This is a genomic window from Burkholderia latens (assembly GCF_902499045.1).
Taxonomy (GTDB): Bacteria; Pseudomonadota; Gammaproteobacteria; order Burkholderiales; family Burkholderiaceae; genus Burkholderia; species Burkholderia latens.
In genome coordinates this window covers 91,936-110,987 of the sequence record NZ_CABVPL010000006.1, presented here as the reverse complement: position 1 = coordinate 110,987, position 19,052 = coordinate 91,936, and the positions used below count along the sequence as shown (strand labels likewise).

Annotated in this window: 16 protein-coding genes and 2 pseudogenes; 9 read left to right on the top strand and 9 right to left on the bottom strand. The window is 66.3% G+C overall.

All coding sequences use genetic code 11. From position 1 onward, the window contains the following. Window positions 1-4: 4 nt before the first annotated feature. The 3 genes from BSE24067_RS06605 to BSE24067_RS06595 all read left to right on the top strand — a co-directional run bounded on the left by BSE24067_RS06605 (window position 5) and on the right by BSE24067_RS06595 (window position 3,114). Window positions 5-763, top strand: a complete 759-nt coding sequence (locus tag BSE24067_RS06605) for an SDR family NAD(P)-dependent oxidoreductase (RefSeq protein ID WP_151066159.1) — start codon at window positions 5-7, stop codon at window positions 761-763. Between the two features lie 39 nt (window positions 764-802). After that, window positions 803-2,047 (top strand): acyl-CoA dehydrogenase family protein, encoded by a 1,245-nt coding sequence (locus tag BSE24067_RS06600; protein ID WP_151066160.1) that lies wholly within the window; start codon window positions 803-805, stop codon window positions 2,045-2,047. 161 nt (window positions 2,048-2,208) lie between these two features. Beyond that, window positions 2,209-3,114, top strand: coding sequence for a LysR family transcriptional regulator (locus BSE24067_RS06595; RefSeq protein ID WP_151066161.1), 906 nt, complete (start codon window positions 2,209-2,211; stop codon window positions 3,112-3,114). 15 nt (window positions 3,115-3,129) lie between these two features. Here the strand turns inward: BSE24067_RS06595 and BSE24067_RS06590 are convergent, their stop codons facing one another. The 5 genes from BSE24067_RS06590 to BSE24067_RS06570 form a co-directional block, all read right to left on the bottom strand. Continuing rightward, complete coding sequence (locus BSE24067_RS06590) at window positions 3,130-4,251, bottom strand: J domain-containing protein (RefSeq protein ID WP_151066162.1); 1,122 nt, start codon at window positions 4,249-4,251, stop codon at window positions 3,130-3,132. Window positions 4,252-4,385: 134 nt separating this feature from the next. Beyond that, entirely contained in the window at window positions 4,386-6,755 is a 2,370-nt protein-coding gene (locus BSE24067_RS06585; protein WP_151066163.1) for a DNA polymerase II, read from the bottom strand. A gap of 250 nt (window positions 6,756-7,005) precedes the next feature. Then, complete coding sequence (locus BSE24067_RS06580) at window positions 7,006-8,598, bottom strand: PAS domain-containing hybrid sensor histidine kinase/response regulator (RefSeq protein ID WP_151066164.1); 1,593 nt, start codon at window positions 8,596-8,598, stop codon at window positions 7,006-7,008. Between the two features lie 367 nt (window positions 8,599-8,965). Beyond that, a complete protein-coding gene (locus tag BSE24067_RS06575) occupies window positions 8,966-10,612 on the bottom strand; it encodes an EAL domain-containing protein (RefSeq protein ID WP_151066165.1) in 1,647 nt (548 codons plus the stop codon). A 443-nt stretch (window positions 10,613-11,055) separates the two neighbouring features. Further along, complete coding sequence (locus tag BSE24067_RS06570; protein ID WP_151066166.1) at window positions 11,056-11,376, bottom strand: hypothetical protein; 321 nt, start codon at window positions 11,374-11,376, stop codon at window positions 11,056-11,058. A gap of 438 nt (window positions 11,377-11,814) precedes the next feature. Here BSE24067_RS06570 and BSE24067_RS06565 point away from each other — a divergent pair, with 438 nt between their 5' ends. Then, window positions 11,815-12,102, top strand: coding sequence for a transcriptional regulator (locus BSE24067_RS06565; protein ID WP_174904715.1), 288 nt, complete (start codon window positions 11,815-11,817; stop codon window positions 12,100-12,102). Between the two features lie 81 nt (window positions 12,103-12,183). On the opposite strand, the gene BSE24067_RS06560 is transcribed toward BSE24067_RS06565, so the two are convergent. Then, on the bottom strand, window positions 12,184-12,618 hold the full coding sequence (locus BSE24067_RS06560; RefSeq protein ID WP_151066168.1) for a phosphatase: 435 nt from the start codon (window positions 12,616-12,618) through the stop codon (window positions 12,184-12,186). A gap of 324 nt (window positions 12,619-12,942) precedes the next feature. Continuing rightward, window positions 12,943-14,301 (bottom strand): NAD(P)/FAD-dependent oxidoreductase, encoded by a 1,359-nt coding sequence (locus tag BSE24067_RS06555; protein ID WP_151066169.1) that lies wholly within the window; start codon window positions 14,299-14,301, stop codon window positions 12,943-12,945. Between the two features lie 100 nt (window positions 14,302-14,401). Between BSE24067_RS06555 and BSE24067_RS06550 the strand changes: the two genes are divergently transcribed. Further along, window positions 14,402-15,355, top strand: a complete 954-nt coding sequence (locus tag BSE24067_RS06550; protein WP_151066170.1) for a LysR family transcriptional regulator — start codon at window positions 14,402-14,404, stop codon at window positions 15,353-15,355. Between the two features lie 38 nt (window positions 15,356-15,393). On the opposite strand, the gene BSE24067_RS32775 is transcribed toward BSE24067_RS06550, so the two are convergent. Beyond that, window positions 15,394-15,528: a hypothetical protein gene (locus BSE24067_RS32775; RefSeq protein WP_279612898.1), complete on the bottom strand. Its 135-nt coding sequence runs from the start codon at window positions 15,526-15,528 to the stop codon at window positions 15,394-15,396. Between the two features lie 274 nt (window positions 15,529-15,802). Between BSE24067_RS32775 and BSE24067_RS06540 the strand changes: the two genes are divergently transcribed. Then, window positions 15,803-16,708, top strand: a complete 906-nt coding sequence (locus BSE24067_RS06540; protein WP_151066172.1) for an AraC family transcriptional regulator — start codon at window positions 15,803-15,805, stop codon at window positions 16,706-16,708. Window positions 16,709-16,979: 271 nt separating this feature from the next. Continuing rightward, on the top strand, window positions 16,980-17,873 hold the full coding sequence (locus BSE24067_RS06535) for an NAD(P)H-binding protein (RefSeq protein ID WP_151066173.1): 894 nt from the start codon (window positions 16,980-16,982) through the stop codon (window positions 17,871-17,873). A gap of 82 nt (window positions 17,874-17,955) precedes the next feature. On the opposite strand, the pseudogene BSE24067_RS06530 reads toward BSE24067_RS06535, so the two are convergent. Then, a pseudogene (locus BSE24067_RS06530) lies at window positions 17,956-18,102 on the bottom strand (type VI secretion system baseplate subunit TssE); the annotation flags it as partial. On the opposite strand from BSE24067_RS06530, the pseudogene BSE24067_RS32400 reads away from it, so the two are divergent. Both BSE24067_RS32400 and BSE24067_RS06525 read left to right on the top strand, forming a co-directional pair. Then, window positions 18,099-18,390, top strand: a pseudogene (locus BSE24067_RS32400) (type VI secretion system baseplate subunit TssG); the annotation flags it as partial. The pseudogenes BSE24067_RS06530 and BSE24067_RS32400 overlap by 4 nt on opposite strands. Window positions 18,391-18,520: 130 nt before the next feature. After that, window positions 18,521-18,991 (top strand): type VI secretion lipoprotein TssJ, encoded by a 471-nt coding sequence (locus BSE24067_RS06525; RefSeq protein WP_174904719.1) that lies wholly within the window; start codon window positions 18,521-18,523, stop codon window positions 18,989-18,991. Window positions 18,992-19,052: the final 61 nt, after the last annotated feature.

The window sequence follows — 19,052 nt, the reverse complement described above, 5'->3', positions numbered from 1 at the left end:
CGCGATGAAACTCGACAGCTACGCCGGGCAGTCGGTGATGATCACCGGCGCCGCGAGCGGCTTCGGCGCGCTGCTCGCGAGCGAGCTGGCCGCGATGGGCGCGCGGCTCGCGCTCGGTGATGTCAACGACACAGCGCTCGAACGCGTGGCCGCGCAGCTGCGCGCGGGCGGCACGGACGTGATCGCGCAGCGCTGCGACGTGCGCGTCGAAGCCGACGTCGCGTCGCTGGTGCAGGCGGCCGTCGCCGGCTTCGACCGGCTCGACGTCGGCATCAACAACGCGGGCATCGCCCCGCCGATGAAGGCGCTGATCGATACCGAAGAAGCCGATCTCGACGTCAGCTTCGCGGTGAACGCGAAAGGCGTGTTCTTCGGGATGAAGCATCAGATCCGCCAGATGCTCGCGCAGCGTGAAGGCGTGATCCTGAACGTCGCGTCGATGGCGGGGCTCGGCGGCGCGCCGAAGCTCGCTGCGTATGCGGCATCGAAACACGCGGTGGTCGGGCTCACGAAGACGGCCGCACTCGAATACGCGCGCCACGGCATTCGCGTGAATGCGGTGTGCCCGTTCTACAGCACGACGCCGATGGTCACCGACAGCGACATCGGCGACCGTCAGGACTTTCTCGCGCAGGGCTCGCCGATGAAGCGGCTCGGCCGGCCCGACGAAGTCGTCGCGGCGATGCTGATGCTGTGCGCGAAGGAAAACACCTATCTGACCGGGCAGGCCGTCGCCGTCGACGGCGGCGTGTCGGCCTTCTGAACCGAACGAACGGAAACACGGAATCTCGAGGAGTCGATCATGGACTTTGGCTACACCCCGAAAGTGGAAGAATTGCGCGAACGCGTGCGTGCGTTCATGGATGCGCACATCGTGCCGCGCATCCGGCAGTGGAACGACGAAGTGCACGCGGGGCAGTATCCCGTGTCGTTCATGGAGGAACTGAAGGAACGCGCGAAGGCCGAAGGGCTGTGGAACCTGTTCCTGCCGCACCTGAAGGACGACGAGCCCGGCACGGGCCTGACCAACCTCGAATACGCACCGCTCGCCGAGATCATGGGGCGCGTGAGCTGGGCGTCGGAGGTGTTCAACTGCAACGCGCCGGATACCGGCAACATGGAGCTGCTGCACATGTTCGCGACGCCCGAGCAGCGCGAGCAGTGGCTGCTGCCGCTGCTGCGCGGCGAGATCCGCTCGGCGTTCGCGATGACGGAGCCCGACGTCGCGTCGTCGGATGCGACCAACATCACGACGCGCATCGAGCGCGACGGCGGCGACTACGTGATCAACGGCCGCAAGTGGTTCATCACGAACGCCGCGCATCCGAACTGCAAGATCTTCATCGTGATGGGCAAGACCGATCCGCAAGCGGAATCGCACCGGCAGCAGAGCATGATCCTCGTGCTGCGCGACACGCCGGGCGTGACGGTCGTGCGCAACATCACGGTGGTCAATCACCATGCACCGGAAGGCCACTGCGAGATCACGTTCGACAACGTGCGCGTGCCGGCGCGCAACCTGCTCGGCGAGGAAGGCAGCGGCTTCGCGCTTGCGCAGGCGCGCCTCGGGCCGGGCCGCATCCACCACTGCATGCGTTCGATCGGCGCGGCGGAGCTCGCGCTGGAACTGATGATCGACCGCGCGCAGTCGCGCGAGGCGTTCGGCAAGCCGCTGAACCGGCACGGCACGATCGGCGAGTGGATCGCGCGCTCGCGCATCCAGATCGACCAGGCGCGGCTGCTCGTGCTGAAGGCCGCGTGGATGATCGACAAGGTCGGCGCGAAGGCGGCGCGCAAGGAAATCTCGATGATCAAGGCGCTCGTGCCGACCGTGTACACCGACGTGTGCGACCGCGCGATGCAGGTGTTCGGCGCGATGGGCCTGAGCCCGGACACGCCGCTCGCCGATATGTGGACCTGGGGCCGCGCGCTGCGCTTCGCCGACGGCCCGGACGAGGTGCATCTGCAGGCGATCGCGCGGATGGAGATCAAGGATGCGGTGCGCGGCGCGACGGAACCGTACCTGACGCGCCCGCCGCGCGGTTGAGCGGCGCGGCGTGGACGAACGAATGGCGCACGCCGTAAGATGTAGGGCCTGTTCCCGCTCATAACGGGCTTGCGAACGCACGTTCCCCTGATCTAAAAAATCCTTCTGGCGGCCAGCGCAAGCCCGTTATGAGCGGGAACAGGCCCTACAGGAGGCCGGCGATGCGTCTTTCGAAGATTGATCTGAACCTGTTCGTCGTATTCGAGGCGATCTACAACAAGCGCAACCTGACGCGCGCGGCCGAGGTGCTGAACCTCACGCAGCCGGCCGTCAGCAACGCGCTGGCGCGGCTGCGCAAGACGCTGAACGATCCGCTGTTCGTCAGCACGCCGGCCGGCATGATGCCGACGCCGATGGCCGAGAACATCGTCGGCCGCGTGCGTGAGGCGCTGCAGCTGCTCGATTCGAGCGCGCACGAAGGCGACGTGTTCGATCCGGGTTCGTCCGAGCGCGTGTTCCGGTTGAGCATGAGCGATCTGACCGAAGCGCTGCTGCTGCCCGCGCTCGGCGAACTGCTGCAAACGCATGCGCCCGGCATGCACGTGCGCAGCTACACGATGGAGCGCCGCGAAGTGGCGACCGCGCTCGCGAACGGCTCCGTCGACATCGCGATCGACGCGCCGCTGATCGGCGATCCGCATCTGCACCAGACGCTGCTCGTGCGCGACCGCTACGCGTGCATGATCCGCGACGATCACCCGTTCAAGGGCGACACGCTGACCATGGACGACTACCTGTCGATGGGGCACATCCACGTGTCGAGCCGCCGCAAGGGCAGCGGGCACGTCGACGCGGAACTGACGCGGCTCGGGCTGCGCCGCACCATCCAGATGCGCGTGCAGCACTACATGGTCGCGCCGCTGATCGCGATGCGCAGCGATCTTGCGCTGACGGCACCGCTCAGGCTGCTGCGGCGCTATCCGGCGCGGATTCTCGAACTGCCGTTCGAGATGCCGGGGCTCGAATACTTCTGCTACTGGCATCGCAGCGCCGATCAGGATCAAGGCAGCCAGTGGCTGCGCGAGCAGTTGATGAGGCTGATGGGCGGGATGGGCGAGCCGCAGTGATGCAGGCGGGGCCGCTCAATACGAATCGTCGTCGAAGCGTGACGATGCGGGCCGCCGCTTCAAGTCCTTCAGCCAGTCCCGGACGTTGTCCGGATCCTCGAACTCGCGCAGCGCGACGGTCAGGTCCTGGTTGCTGCGCTGCATGCCGGCGATGTCGCGCGTGAGCATGCGCAGCACGGTATCGGGTGCGACCTTCGTGGACGACGCGATGCCGTAGGTGCGCCGGAAATCGTTCTCGACGTGCTGGATTTCCTGATCGAGTTCGCGCAGTTGTTCGTCGAGGATGCCGTTGTAGCGCGCGAGCCGCGCTTCGCTGAGACCGTCGATCGCACGCCGGTCGATCTGTTCGATCTCCAGCTGCAGTTCCAGCAGCTGCAGCAGGTTGCCCTTGTCGTAAGCGCGATTGACCCGCTGCATCAGCGCGGTCTTGCGCGCCTGTTCGTTCGGATCGGATTCGCGATCGGGATGCAGTGCGCTGGCCAGCTTGCGATAGATCTCGCGAATCGATTTGTTCGATTCGGCCTGCTCGGCTTCGATCCGCGCCTGCGCGGCCGATTGCTTCGGTGCTTTCTTGCGCTTTGCGCGCTGCGCCTCGCGCGCCGCGTGAGCGGCCATGTCGCGTTCGAACTGGGCATCGAGTTCGGCTTGCATCCGCTCGGCAAGCTCGTCGGGCGACAGCGAATCGAGATCGTCCTGCGATTGCGATTCGGGTTCTCGTTCAGGTTCGGCCGGCTCGGAAGCAGCCGCTGCGAGACCGGCGTGCGCGGCTTCGGCATGCCGGTTGTAAATGACCTTCAGCGTCGCGTCGTCGCTGACCTGCAGCAAATCGCTCGCCATGCCGGCGATCAGGTCGGACAGCGTGCGTTGCTCCGCCTTGCTCAGACCCTTCTGCAGGAACGCGTCGTCGAGCAGATGGATCAGTTGAATCCGCAGTGCGGTCGATTCCCGTTCGAGCGGCAACAGCCCGTCGATGAACTTCTTCTGGAACGCGGGCATCACCGCGTCCCATGCGCCGAGCCGCTCGCGCCGCTTTTCGATCTGCTTGACGAGCGTATTGAACGTTTTCTGCGCTTTCGACAGGCTGGCTGTCTCGTGACCGGGCGCGATTGCGACCGCGGCACCGCGACGTGCGGTCATGTGAGTGTCCTCCGGCCGCGGCGGGACGCGCGGCAGCGCGGTATTTTAGCTGGATGGGCGTGGCGCCGGCTGGCTCGCATGCCGTGTCCCGCTTTATCGGGCGCAGCGGGGCCGAATGTGGTCCGGCGTAGGCATCAGAACAATTGCCCCTGCCCTGAAATCACGCGTTCGAAGTCGTCGCGCAGGAACGGCAGGATCGCATCGGCAACCGGCTGCAACTGACGGCTCACGTAAAACGCGTAGTCGATCGGCGCGCGCATCGTCTCGAGCGGCTCCGGGCCGGCCATCGTCATCACGTAGCTGATCCAGCCGCCACGCTGGTATTGCAGTGGGCGGCCTTGCGCATGGTTGAACTCGTCGGCGATCCGCGCGGCGCGCACGTGCGGCGGCACGTTGCGTTGATATTCGCTCAAGGGCCGCCGCAGCCGCTTGCGATAGACCAGTTGCGCGTCGTACTCGCCCGCGAGCGTGCGCCGCACGTAATCGCGGATGAATTCCTGGTACGGTTCGCGCTTGAACACGCGCCGATAGAGTTCCCGCTGGAATTCCTGCGCGAGCGGCGTCCAGTCGGTGCGCACCGTTTCGAGCCCCTTGAACACGAGGTCTTCGCCGCCATCCGCCGCGCGCGCGAGGCCCGCGTAGCGCTTCTTGCTGCCTTCCTCCGCCCCGCGCACGGTCGGCATCAGGAAGCGGCGGTAATGGCGCTCGTATTGCAGTTCGAGCGCGCTCTCCAGTCCGAAGCGATCGCGCAGATGCGTGTGCCACCAGCGGTTCACGTGTTCGACGAGCGCGCGGCCCTTGGCGGCCGCCGCATCGTCGTCGTGCTCGCGTCCGAGCCACACGAACGTCGAATCGGTGTCGCCGTAGATCACTTCGTAACCCTGCGCCTCGATCAGCTCGCGCGTGCGATGCATGATCTCGTGGCCGCGCATCGTGATCGACGACGCAAGGCGCGGATCGAAGAACCGGCAGCCGGTCGAGCCGAGCACGCCGTAGAACGAGTTCATGATGATCTTCAGCGCCTGCGACAGCGGCGCGTTGTGCTGGCGTTTCGCTTCGTCGCGGCCTTCCGAGACGTGCCGCACGATGTCGGGCAGGCAATGCGCGGTGCGCGAGAAGCGCGCGCCGAGAAAGCCGGGCACGGACGTATCGTCGCCCGGATGCGCGAGCCCTTCGATGAGTCCGGCGGGGTCGATCAGGAACGTGCGGATGATCGACGGATACAGGCTCTTGTAGTCGAACACGAGCACCGAGTCGTACAGGCCGGGCCGCGAGTCCATCACGAAGCCGCCGGGGCTGTTCTGTCCGACGACGTCGCCGAGGTTCGGCGCGACGTAGCCGAGCCGGTGCATGCGCGGCAGGTACAGGTGCGTGAACGCGGCGACCGAGCCGCCGGTACGATCCGCCGCAAGGCCGGTGACGGTCGCGCGTTCGAGCGCGAACGACAGCAGGTCGGCCTTCTCGAAGATGCGCGTGACGAGTTCGCAGTCCTTCAGGTTGTAGTGCGCGAGCGCGGGCTTGTCGTGATCGAAGCGGCGCTGGATCTCGTCCATCCGCTGATAAGGATTGTCGATCGACTTGCCTTCGCCGAGCAGCGACTGCGACACGTATTCGAGGCTGAACGACGGGAACGTCCACGTCGCCGATTTCAGCATGTCGATGCCGTCAAGGATCAGGCGGCCGGCCGCGCCCGCGAAGAAGTGATCGGGCTGCTGGCCGTGCGCGCGACACTCGAGCACGCTGCCGCCGCGCCCGAGCTTCAGCGGCACGCCGTATTGTTCCGCGTGCGCGTGCAGGATGCGCAAGTCGAACTGCACGAGGTTCCAGCCGATCACCGCATCGGGATCGTGTTCGGCGAACCAGTCGTTGAGCCGCGCGAGGATCTCGGCGCGGCTGTCGCAGTAGTCGAGGCGGAAGCCGGCCGCATGCCGCGCGTCGCCGTTCGGCGGGCCGAGCATGTAGACCTGCCGCTGCCCGCAGCCTTCGAGCGCGATCGAATACAGCTCGCCGTGCACGCTCGTCTCGATATCGAGCGACACGCAGCGCAGCGTCGGGCGATAGCCAGTCGCGGGTTTCAGCTCGCCGTCGATGAGCGTGCCGTCGCGGCTTGGCGTGCCGCGAAACAGCACCGGCGCGGTGATGAAGCGCTCCATCGTGTAGCGGTCGGGCGGCTGGATGTCGGCTTCGTAGACGTCGATACCGGCTGCCGCAAGGCGTTTCTGGAGGCCGGACAGATGGCGGTAGCGGCGGCAGTAGAGCCCGGCGACGGGGCGCTGGCGGAAGTCGCGCAGTGCGAGCGGGCGCAGTTCGGCATCGCGTTCGCCTGCAAGCGCGCGTTCGGCGAGCGCCTGCTGCTCGGCCGGCACGAACGCGACGGCTTCCTGCGGGCGCAGCCGCACGCGGCGCGGGCCGTGTCCGGTTGCCAGCCAGAACTCGATCTCGATGCCGGACGCCGTATCCCGCCAGTGGCGGGTGAGGATGAAACCCTGCTCGAACTCCGTCAAAACGCTTGCTCGTCGTGGATGCCCAGGCGGCGGATTTTAGCGCCTGCGGGCGAATGCCGCCGAACGCGGCGCCGCTGGCATCAGGCGGCAGGGCGCCGCCGCGCGACGCGCCATGCGGTGCGGCGGGATCGGCCGCGCGAAGACGCGGGCGCCGCGATGCGCGCCGCCACGTTTTCCGCCGTCCCGATACGGCCGGGATACAGATGCGAATGCGCGGCGCGCAGCAGGATCGCAGCGCTCGCGCGCATCGTCACAGCCGTCCGCGGCGCCGCGCATCGTCCTCGACGCGCGCAAGCAAGCCGTCGAGCGCATCGATCGGAATCGGCTTCGCGAAATGATCGTGGAAACCGGCATCTTCGGTATCCTTGCGATCCGACGAGCGCACGTGGCCCGACAGCGCGACGTACATCGCATCGGGTGCGGCGCCGGTCGTCTTCAACTGCTGCAGCAGCTCGAACCCGCTGACGTCCGGCATGCTCAGATCGATCAGCATCAGGTGCGGCGCGAACTCGCGCGCAAGCGGCAGCGCGTCTCGCGCGTGATACGCGACGCGCGTCGTGTGCCCCTTGATCTGCAGCAGGATGCCGAGCGTATCGGCCGCTTCCTGATTGTCGTCGACGATCAGGATTCGTAGCGGGTGCGTCGCCGAGGCCGCCGGCGCGGCCGGCGCCGTGTCCGCACGATCGTGCTGCCGCGCGATTGGAAGCCGCACGGTAAACGACGATCCTTTGCCGATGCCGGTACTGTCGGCGGTGATGCTGCCGCCGTGCAGCTCGACGAATTTCCGGCTGATCGCGAGGCCGACGCCGAGCCCGCCGGCCGCGTAGCGTCCCGCGCTGGTCTCCTGTTCGAACAGGTTGAAGATCGATTCCTGCGCGCCGGGCACGATGCCGATCCCGCGGTCGACGACATCGATCGCCACCACGTTCCCCTCGGTGCGCACGTGGATCTCGATGCGTTCGTCGTTCGGCGAATATTTCGACGCGTTGTCGAGCACGTTGTACAGCACCTGCACGAGCCGCACGTCGTCGCCGTTCACGATCACGGGCGCCGGCGGCAGCCGCATGAGAATCTGCTGGCCGCGTGCGTCGACCTTCGGCTGAATGCCTTGTACGCTGCGATATACGATGTCGCACACGTTCAGCGGCGTCATCTTCAATTCGATCTTGTCCGATTTAATGCGGCCGATATCGAGCAGATCGTCGACGAGCCGGACCAGCTGCCCGATCTGGCGATCGGCGATGTCCTTGCATTGCGTGAGCGTGGGGCCCAGTTCGGACGGCGGCACGCTGTGCAGAATCCCGATCGTATGCCGCAGCGGCGCGAGCTGGTTGCGCAACTCGTGCGCGAGCGTCGCGATGAAGACGTCCAGCCGCTGCGCGGCCGCTTCGAGCTCCTCGACACGCTTGCGCTCGGTCATGTCGCGCGTGATCTTGATGAAGCCGCGCAGTTCGTTCGAATCGTCGCGCACGGCCGTGATCGTCACGCTTGCCCAGAAACGCGACCCGTCCTTGCGCAGGCGCCAGCTTTCGTCCTGGAAGTGGCCGTACGCGGCCGCGACCTCGAGCGCATGCGCGGGGATGCCGGCGGCGACCGCCTCGGCCGGATAGAAGCGTGAGAAATGGGTGCCGACGATTTCGTCCGCGCGGTATCCCTTGATGCGCTCCGCGCCGGTATTCCACGTCGCGACGTTGCCGTGCGGGTCGAGCATGAAGACCGCATAGTCGGTAATCGACGCCACGACCGTCTGAAAGCGGAACTCCGCGTAGCGGTCGAGCAGCGATTGATCGTGCGCGGCCGGCTGAGGGTCCGAAAGAATGGGCTGTGGCTGGTCTGGCGTCATCGGGAAACTCGTTCAACGTGGCAGTTGCGCTGCGAATTCCATGACAGCGCAAGGGATTCATGCCCGGTCGCGGGTTGATCGGGATCGAAAAAAGAATAGCGGCTTGGACGCACTGAATCAAAGCGGGTGCACCCGCATCGCGGCGTGCCCGCGCGCGGCCGTGCTGCGGCACGATTCGCGCGGATTGCGCCGCTCGAAGCGCGCGACGAGCGGGCGTGCAACCGTTCCGCGCGGTAATGGCAATGCGATGCCGTCGCGCGCCCGGTACCGGCCCTGTGCTTCAGTGTACGAGGATTGGCGTGACGTTGCCGGGGTGCCGGCACGCGTTCGACGCCTTTCGTGCGGCGCGCGACGCGCCGGGCACCGCTCAGGCCGACATCCGCGTGCAATCCGGCTTCATCTGCTCCGCGCGTTGCGGCCGCTGATAAAGGTAGCCTTGCGCATACTGGATGCCGACCGCGTGCAGCGCGCGGTGCTGCTCCTCCGTCTCCACGCCCTCGGCAATGATCTTCAGGCCGTAATGGTGCGCGAGCGCGGCGATCCCTTCGATCAGCCGGGCGTTGCCCGTCGTCAGTTGCGAGATGAACTGGCGATCTATCTTCACGTAGTCGAACGGAAAGCGCGACAGCATGTCGAGATTGCTGTGATGGGTGCCGAAGTCGTCGATTGCGAATTTCGCGCCCGCTGCGCGCAGCGCGGCAAACAGCGCGGTGGTGCGCGCGTTCTTTTCGAGCAGGATGCGCTCGGTCACTTCGAGCACCAGCGTGAAGCCCGGCGGAAGCCGGCGAATCGCGTCTTCGACGATCGATACGAAGCGCGGGCGTTCGAGATCCTTCGGCGCGATGTTGATCGCGATGCGCAGCGGCATCGGCGGCGCGATGTCGGTCAGTTCCGCTACCGCCGTCCGAAGCACGAATTCGGTGACCTTCGGCAGGATCGCGCTGGACTCGACCTGCGGGACGAACACCGCCGGGCTGATAGCCCCCCATTTTGGATGCTGCCAGCGCAGCAGCGCTTCGACGCCGACGGTCCGGCGCGTCTGGACGTCGACGATCGGCTGGTACACGACATGAAATTCGTTGCGGTTCAGCGCATTGCGCACGGCTTTCAGCAGCAGCCGGCGCGGCGCCATCGCGAGCAGGTAGGCCGCCGCGACGAGTCCATTCACCAGCAGCGCGATCGTGATGCAGACGAGCCGATAGCGACGCGTCACTTGCGATACGTAGGAGTGCGACGACGTGACGGACACCGTGAACGGCCACGTATGCGAAGCGATCGCGCTGCCTGCGGTCCGCGCCGCACCGGACGGCGGCACGAACCGGCCATGCTGATCGATGCCGCCCGCGCCCTCCACCGCCAGCGTGGCCGTTTCCGCGCCGAAGCGCGTGCCGTGCGCGAGCATGTCGGCCACATAGTCGCCTTCGACCAGATAAAGAACGCCGGATTGGCGCGCAGTCGCGCGAAATACCGCGAGCACTGGAACGCGATGCTGAAACGGCGTCTGCTGAAGCAGCGCGATGGCCGTCATCCCCGGTTCCGGCGCGTGCAGGTATGCGTCGAGCGATACGTCGATCGCGCCCAGCGCCGACGAACATGTGACTCGGCCGTCGTTGGCGAGCGCGACGGCACGCAGATAGCGCAGATGCGTGCCGATTTCGGCGAGCGTCCTGAAGATTGCGGTGCACGGCCGCCCGACCAGCGCATTCAATTCGTCCCGATGCCGCGAGCGAATCCCGTCGAGGATGTGGTTGACCGAGACGACGATGTCGTTCGCGACGATGCGTTCGTGCCGGGCAACCGATTCGCGCGCGAGGCGCTCGGCCACGATCAACGCCAGCACGAGCACCAGCACGCAGACGAGCAGCGCAACGAACGAGACAACGCGCAGCCACACCCCGCTGCGCTGGAATGCCGGCTTCGGGCCTGGCGTCGGTGCGGAGGCTCCTCGGATCGCATTTGTTGTTGTACGCATGGGAATGCAGGTCGAACCGGTCGATGGATGGACGCGATGCATGCGCCGTGCCTGGCCCGGGCACGGTAATGCGCGCCGATGCCGGCGCGCGGGTCGATTCCATGCTCGCGAATTCAATCAACGGGCATCGCGGCGGAATCGTCGGGTTCGGCGCGTTTCTCCCTAACATACATTGATTATGCATGTATATTGGCGGCGCGCACCGAAAAAAACCCCGACCGCGTCGTTGCGCGGTCGGGATGGAAGACACCGTCTCTTGGCACGAGGAGGGTGCGCCGCAAGTATACGATGGGACGCTCGATTACGAAATAATAATATTCAACAAATGGTGTATTTGCGCGATTGATGCTCAACAGGAAATATTTGCGTCGCGCGTCACCTCGGGCGATTCAGGTCGCCGGATCGCGGTCGACGACGTTCAGCGTGCTTGCCGCCGCTTGTTGTGGGGGCTTGCGTGTCGCGCTTCGGGGCGCGGGCGCTCGGACTCAGAAGTCGTTGCGCATCTTATGGAACAACTCGCGTGGCGACTGATGCGTGTCCACGGCGGTGAGCACGTCGGTCAGGAACCACGGCAGGTTCAACTGCGTGTCGGAATCGCCGACGCACACGCGAATCGGCGGTGCTTTCGATGCAGCGCGGGCGTCGGGCGCGCTGCCGGACGACGTATTGCGCGGCGGCACGCAGTTTCTCGCCGGCCGTGACGCTTGCGCAGCAGGAGTGCCCATGCCCTCGCCCGTGCCGGCGGCGGCCGGCCAGCTCGCGGCGGCGAACAGGATCAGGATGGCGAACGAAGCGGCGTGTTTCATGGGAGTCTCCGGCGATGCGGGTTCGACATCGTCGCCGGATCGGAGTTCGGCGTGGCCTGCCGTTTTGCATTCCACGCTCAACGGCCGGCGGACGCCGCACGTGAACGATGCCGTTTCGAGCGCGAGCGGTATTCGCGGGCCGCGCCCGCTGCCGGCTGAGCCCTTGCTGCGACGATTGCGCGTCCAGCGGCGACCTGCGCACGTCCTGTTTCAAACGTTAAGAATCGTTTGAATTGCCCTTCGAACGCTTGCGGTGCCGGGTGCCGTCATTTATCGTGCCGCCACGACGGCGCCAGCACGGCGCATCAAGCCAGATCGCAAGGAGCATTCGTCATCAGCGCATTCAATCGTCGCACGCATATTCGTGCGTTTCTTGTGGCATCGGTTGCCTACTTCAACCTGTCGCATCCCGTATCGGCGGCCTACACCGAATCGTGGATGAGCGACCAGGACGTCAAGACGTATGCGGCGCAGGTCAAGCGCGCACCCGCCGCAGCGAGCAATGCAGTCACCGCGAAGCCGGTGCGGCACACCGTTCGCGCGACGCCGAACGTGACGGCCGCCGCGCATGTCGGCGCGAGACCCGAGTCGAAAGCACCATCGGCACCTTCAAAGGCAAAGGCGCCGAAGGCTCAACCTGCTGCAGGCGCTGCCGCGAAAGTTCACGTCGCCGCGAAGCGCACGGCAACGCAGGTAGCACGCGTGAGCACGACGGTTCAGCATTGAGCAACAAGAAAGCCGGCGAGCGCGTCGATCGTTCGACGCGCGATCGTCGACATGCGGCCGGCCCGCGTGAAGGGGCGGCAATCAGTGCACGCCAGCCGGTGCGATCGAGCGCACGGTATCGGTGATGCGCACGCAACGCGACAGGCCGAACGTCTCCGCTTCGCGACGCTCCGGTTCGCTGCTCGCGACGGCCACCGCGCGCTCGCGCGGCACGCCCAGCGCCTGAAGCGCGACGTCGAATGGGTGCTGATTCGATACGGATTCCTGCTGATGCGCGTCCGTCACGACGACCGAGAAGCGGTCGAGATTCGCACGGCCGAACTGGCCTTCGAACATGTCGCTGAGCCGGGCAGCCGGCAGCGTCGTGACGAGACCGAGCCGATATCCTTGCTCCGATGCGCTGTCGAGCCACTGGATGATCGCATCGCGCTGATTGCGCGATTCATGCGAATCCGGTGTCGCTTCGATCTGCGCGAATGCGGCGTCGAGACGGGTGACGATGGCTTCGATGACCACGGTGATTCCTCTCCTGAGACGTGACGATCCGTTCGCGGACGGGAATGCCACACACCTTAGCGTCGATCCCGAAAATACGACCAATTAATATTTATATGTGACTCATACGGTTCAGCTAATGAATCGTGGGGTGAGCCAGAGCCCGCGCGGGATACGGCGGATGCGCCGGTTGCGCGCGATTCGTGCTGCATCGACGCGCTTCAATGTGATGCACCCGATACGCGAACGATACGGATGCACCGGGCATGTGCGGATGAAAAAAACGGCGTATCGGGCGATTCGCGCCCGATACGCCGTCTCGCGATGCCGCGTATCAGCCGGCGATCAGTGCAGCTTGATCGACGGCTGGTTGCGGCTTTGCAGCCAATGGCCCAGCGACTGGAACAGCGCGCGCTTGAGCCCGTACACGCTGAACAGATGCTTGCGGTACAGGAGCTTGTACAGGCCGATTGCGGCCAGCCCGTCGACGATCAGCGAGCGCGAACGCACGCGGAGATCGGCCTGGTACACGGCGCCGGCCTGGCCGAGCGACACGACGGTGCCCGCGTCTCGGAACGTGAAGCCCGCGACCGGCTTGCCCGCGAGACGGCGTGCGAGCGCGTCGCTCAGATACACGGCCTGCTGGTGCGCGACCTGCGCGCGCGGCGGCAGGAAACCGCCCGCATCGGCCGACGGGCACGCCGCGCAGTCGCCGAACGCATACACGTGCGGATCGTCGGGCGTCTGCAGCATGTCGGTCACGATCACTTGATTCGACCGGTTGAGCGCAATGTCGCCGACTTCCCGCAAGATCGCCGGGCCCGCGACGCCGGCCGCCCAGATCGTGATGTCGCTCGCAAGCCGCTCGCCGGTAGCCGTCGTGACCGCATCCGCGCCGACTTCCGCGACGCGCGTATTCGTCAGCACGTCGACGTTCAGCGAACGCAGCCGCGCGTGCATCTTCGCCGACAGCCGGGCGTCGAGCGCCGGCAGGATGCGCGGGCCGCCTTCGATCAGCCGGATGTGCACGTCGCGCGCCGACACCAGCGCCTTGAAGCGATACGTCGTCAGTTGCTGGATTGCGTCACGCAGCGCCGCGGCCAGTTCGACGCCCGTCGCGCCCGCGCCGATCACGTTGATGCAGACCGGGGCGGCCCGCCGCGCGGGCTGCTGCTCGGCCGCGTGGTTCGCCTTCGTGCATGCCGCGAGGAACTTGCGGCGGAAGTCTTCCGCCTGGTCGAGGTTTTCCAGCGGCAACGCGTGGCGCGCGGCGCCCGGCACGTCGAAGAAGTTCGTCACGCTGCCGACGGCCAGTACGAGATCGTCGTAGTCGAGCTCGCGCTGCGGCAGGATCTCCGTGCCATCCGCGTCGTGCACGGCGGCGATCGTCGCCGTGCGGGCCGCGCGGTCGACCCGCTGCAGCGCGCCCTGCACGAAGCGAAAGCCGTGTCGCTTCGCCTGCGCGGCGTACTCGATCGTATGGGATGCCGGATCGCGATGGCCCGATGCCGCTTCGTGCAGCAGCGGCTTCCAGAAGTGCGTCGGATAGCGGTCGACGAGCACGATGTCGGCTTGCGCGCGGCGTCCGATCGTGTCGCCGAGCCGCGTGGCGAGTTGCAGGCCGCCGGCGCCGCCGCCGACGATCACAATGCGCGGCACGCGCGCTGCGCGCTGCGTTGCAAGGGTACGCGTGATGGTGTCCATGTTGTGGCTCCCGCTGATGACGATTCGGATGACATTGCTCAAGGACCGACGATATAGTTTTGAACCTACGCGAACAATTTAATGTTTATAAGCGACTCATATGTATTCACTTATAGGAAAGACCGCGACGTTCAGACAGTTGAAGGCGCTCGACATGATTGCGCGGCTCGGCAGCGTGTCCCGCGCGGCCGAGGAGCTGAACCTGACGCAGCCGGCCGTATCGCTGCAGATCCGCCTGCTCGAAGAGGCCGTGGGCGCCGCGCTGTTGCAGCGGGTGGGGCGCGGCGTGCAGCTGACCGCAGCCGGTGAGATCGTCGCGCGGTATGCGCGCGAGATTCTGCATTTGTGGAGCGAGGCAGGCGACGAAGTGGCGGCGCTGACCGGCGATCTCGGCGGCACGCTGCGGATCGGCGCGATCACGACGGCCGAATACCTGATCCCGCCGCTGCTCGTGAAGTTCACCGCGACGCGTCCGCACGTGAAGACGTATTTCAAGGTTGGCAATCGCGACGACATCATCCGCATGCTCGCGACGCATGAAATCGATCTCGCGGTGATGGGCAGCGCGCCGAAGGAGCTGCGCACGCATGCGGTCGAGTTCGCGAAGCATCCGATGGTGTTCGTCGCCGCGCCGGGCCATCCGCTGATGCAGCGCAAGCGCGTCGCGCTGAAGGATCTCGAATCCGCGCACCTGCTCGTGCGCGAACGCGGCGCGGGCACGCGCTCGACCGTCGAGAGCCTGTTCAAGACGGCCGGCTACCGCTTTCATGTGGGCTCCGAACTGTCGAGCAACGAGGCGATCAAGCAGATGGCCGAAGCCGGGCTCGGCGTCGCGTTCCTGTCGTTGCACGCGTGTGCGCTCGAGCTGCGCACCGGGCTGCTCGGTCAACTGCCGTTTCCCGGCAACCCGATCGTGCGCGAGTGGTACGTGATCACGCTCGCCGACCGGCGAATCTCGCAGGTGACGGGGCTGTTCCGCGACTTCCTGATCAAGCAGGGCGCGCCGGTGATCGACGGCGCGACGGTGACGCCGCACGAGCGGCGGCGCAAATAGGCGGTGAATTCGGCGTGTCGCGCGGCGCGTTCGCGCGCTCAGGCGATGCCGAAGTCGTCGTTGCTGTCGGGAATCGACGCGAGCAGCCGTTCGAGCCGGTACCAGCCGATCATGCGCAGGCAGCACGCGGCAAGTGCGGCGCGAACGCGACCGAAACGGGAATGAGCGCGCAAGCGCGGACGCGGCGCCGGACGGGGCGCGCGAGACGGCGGCGGTGCGGTGAACACCGCGCGACGCGGGCAGCAATCGGACATGGCGGGCTCCGTAGGTGTCGGATGACGCGATCGTAAGCGTATCGGCGCCGGCTGGCGCGCAGGTCCGGATCGGGTTCGAGCAGAAACGGATGATCTTTTATCAGACCGGCACGGAGGCCGGCGCCCAGGCCGGCAAGCGCGCCGAAAAAGCGTCACAATGCGCGTTCGACACTCGATCTGGTGGAGGGGAACCATGAGCGATCCGATTCTCGCCGCGCCGGCCGACAACGGCGTGCCGATCAGTCTGCGCTCCAGCCGCGGGCTCGGTTGGCGCGGCTTCGGCGCGTCGCTGCTGCAGATTCGCGCGGGCACCTACCGGATTCCGGCTGCCGATCATCACCGCATCGGCGTGCATATCGGCTCGCCGGTTCGCGCGGATTGCGTGTGCGACGGCCAACGCGTGTCGCGCATCCAGGCGCACGGCGACGTCGACGTGGTTCCGGCCGGGCTGCCGGGCCAGTGGACCGACAGCGCCGACTGCCGGATCCTGCACATCGCGCTCAGCGACGCCTTCGTGCGGCGCACGTTCGAGCAACTGGAACTGAAGCCGGCGCAGGCGCAGATCCGGCGGCGTCTGCAGGTGCGCGACCCGCGGCTGCAGCACATCGCATGGGCGATGGCCGCCGAACTCGAAGCGGAAGACGCATCCGATCCGCTTTATGCGGAGAGCCTGTGCACGGCGCTGGTCGCTCGGCTCGCCGACAGCCAGCCGGCGTTCCGCGAGCGCAGGCGGACGCTTGCGCCGAAAGCGGCCGCGCGCGTGATCGACTATGTCGAAGCCAATCTCGAACGGCGGATGACGCTGGCCGAACTCGCGGCGCTCGTGTCGATCAGCGTGCCGCACTTCAAGGTGCTGTTTCGCGAGACGCTCGGGATGCCGGTGCATCAGTATGTGGTACGGCGTCGCGTCGAGCGCGCGAAGACGTTGTTGCTCGAAGGGCGGCTCAGCATCAGCCAGATCGCGCTCGAGGCTGGGTTCGCGCATCAGAGCCACATGGCGAACTGGATGAACCGCGTGCTCGGCGCGACGCCGACCGAAATCGCGCGCTCCGGCGCGCAGCGCGGGCCGAGGCTGGCTTACGACGGCAAGGATGATTGATCACCGTTGCGCGCGATCGAGCCCCGTGTCGCCGTGGCTTGGCGAATTCGCGATCGGCAGCGCTTGAAGCACGCGCCGCGCCGAGCGCTTCCGCTCGCCCGGTGAAGCGGGGCGGCCCCAACGCGATCGTCCAGCGGCTTGCCGGCCTGCGGCCAGCGACGCCGGCCGCCGCCTGATCCGTCATCCGTTCCTGTCCGGATCATCTGTCCGTGTGCGTCGCGTCGGCCGTGAGCGCAGACAATCACGTCACCTTCATCCCCAGGAGCGGATCGTGTTCGTGATATTCGGAGCATCCGGCAACGTCGGCTTGTCGACCGTGACGACGTTGCGTCATGCAGGCCATCCCGTGCGCGCGGTGTTGCGCGACGCACGCCAGCAAGAGCGCTTCGTGCAACTCGGCTGCGACGTCGCGATCGCCGAGCTGTCCGACGCACGCGCGGTCGCCGCAGCGATCGACGGCGCGCACGCGGTGCAGATGCTGTGTCCGGTGCCGGTCGCAGACCGCGACCCGGCCGCGACGATGGCGCACACGATCGACGTCGTGACGGGCGCGCTGGCCGCGAACCCGCCGCCGGCGCTGCTGGCGCTGTCGGACTATGGCGCGGAGCGCGACGGCAACACGGGTATCACGCGGCTTTTTCGTCGTCTGGAACAAAATCTGAAGACGGTTCCGACGCGGCTCACGCTGCTGCGCTCGGCCGAACATGTGCAGAACTGGACGCGCGTGCTGCCCGTCGCGCTCGCGACCGGCGTGCTGCCGAGCTTTCATCATCCGGTCGACAAGGTATTCCCGACGGTCTGGGCGCCCGATGTGGGCATCGCGGCGGCGCGGCTGCTGATCGATCGTGCTGAATTCAGTCGCGGGCCGCGTATCGTCAGCATCGAGGGGCCGCAGCGCGTGAGCGTGCGGAACATTGCGGATATGCTCGGCGCGGCGGCCGATCGGGAGATCGCCGCGCAAGCGCTTCCGCGCGACGCATGGACCGCGACGCTATTGCGCGCCGGGCTCAGCGAGCGCCATGCGCAACTGATCGTCGATTTGTACGACGCGCACAACGCGGGGCAGATCGATGTGGAGACTGGCGTGTCGGAGCGGGTTTATGGTGCGACGCGACCGGCGGACGCGCTGGCTGCGCTGGTGCGCGCGCATGCGGCGCCGGTGTGATGCGGGCGGGCCGCGGCTGGTATCGACATCGGTTGGCCGGATCGGCAAGCGACGAAACCCGATCCGGTATTCAGCCGGCACGTTAACGATGCGCTTTGGTCGCGCGTGTCAGCCACATGCGCCGAGGCGGCTCGCAGTACGTACCGAAACGCACGAGTCCGGCTTTCTTCAGATGGCACGTCATTTCAAAACTCACCAGCACGCCGGGTTCGTCGTTTTCGAGGATATCGGAGCCGGGCGGTGCGGGTGACGTTGCGCCCAGCGGATGCTCGACAAGCGCAGGATCTGCTGCCCGGTGCATGACTGCATCGCGATCTGATGGCCTTCGTGCAGCTCTATGTTGGCGTGAAGGCAGACGTGCACGTCCGTATGGAAGTGCCGTCGCGATACGCGCCGGCTCGGCTGGACCACCGTGCTGCCCGCTGACGAGGAGCGGATCGTCAATATCGCGCTCGGCGTCTACGAGGCTGTTCCCACACCGGCACCGAATCCACATCTCGCCGCATCGCTTGCTTGATCAGAATGACGCGCGCGCGCTTCAGCCGGTGCATCCGTTCTTCTGCGGCCGGCTCGTGTCGTGCGTTCGACCGACGACAGCCGACACCAATACACGCATGACCTACGCCATGCATTGCCGAGGAAGACCGATGTCCGTCCGTTTCGCTGTTTCGATCTTCTCGTCCGTCATGCTGCTGTCTGCGTGCGGCGCCTGGCAATCCGTTTCCGACGCGTCGTCGAGCGCATATCGAGCGGTGCTCTTCAAGCAAGTCAACATGCTCAACGTCGATCTGTCCGCCCGCGAGGCGCTGAACCGCGACGACGCCGGCCGCGCAACATCTGTCGCGGCGCACGTGTATCAGTTGAGGGACCGCAAGATGGATCTGCAGGCGGACCTTGCCGCCGTGTTGAATCCCGGCGCGTCTGCGAGCCTTACGCAACCGATGCAGGCCGATACGCACTACGTCGCGGTCGTGGCGTTCTACCGCAACCCGGGTAATGGCGACGGGTGGAAGTACGCGATCGAAAAGAAGAAGTTCGACGCGGACAAGCCGTTGAAACTCGAACTCGTCGATCAGCTTCTGCTTGTCAGCGGCGCTCCGCGCAACACATCGAGGTAGTGCGTGACGGGCCGGTCGCCGTTACGATCTTCGACATGCAAGGACGTTACTCGACCCGATT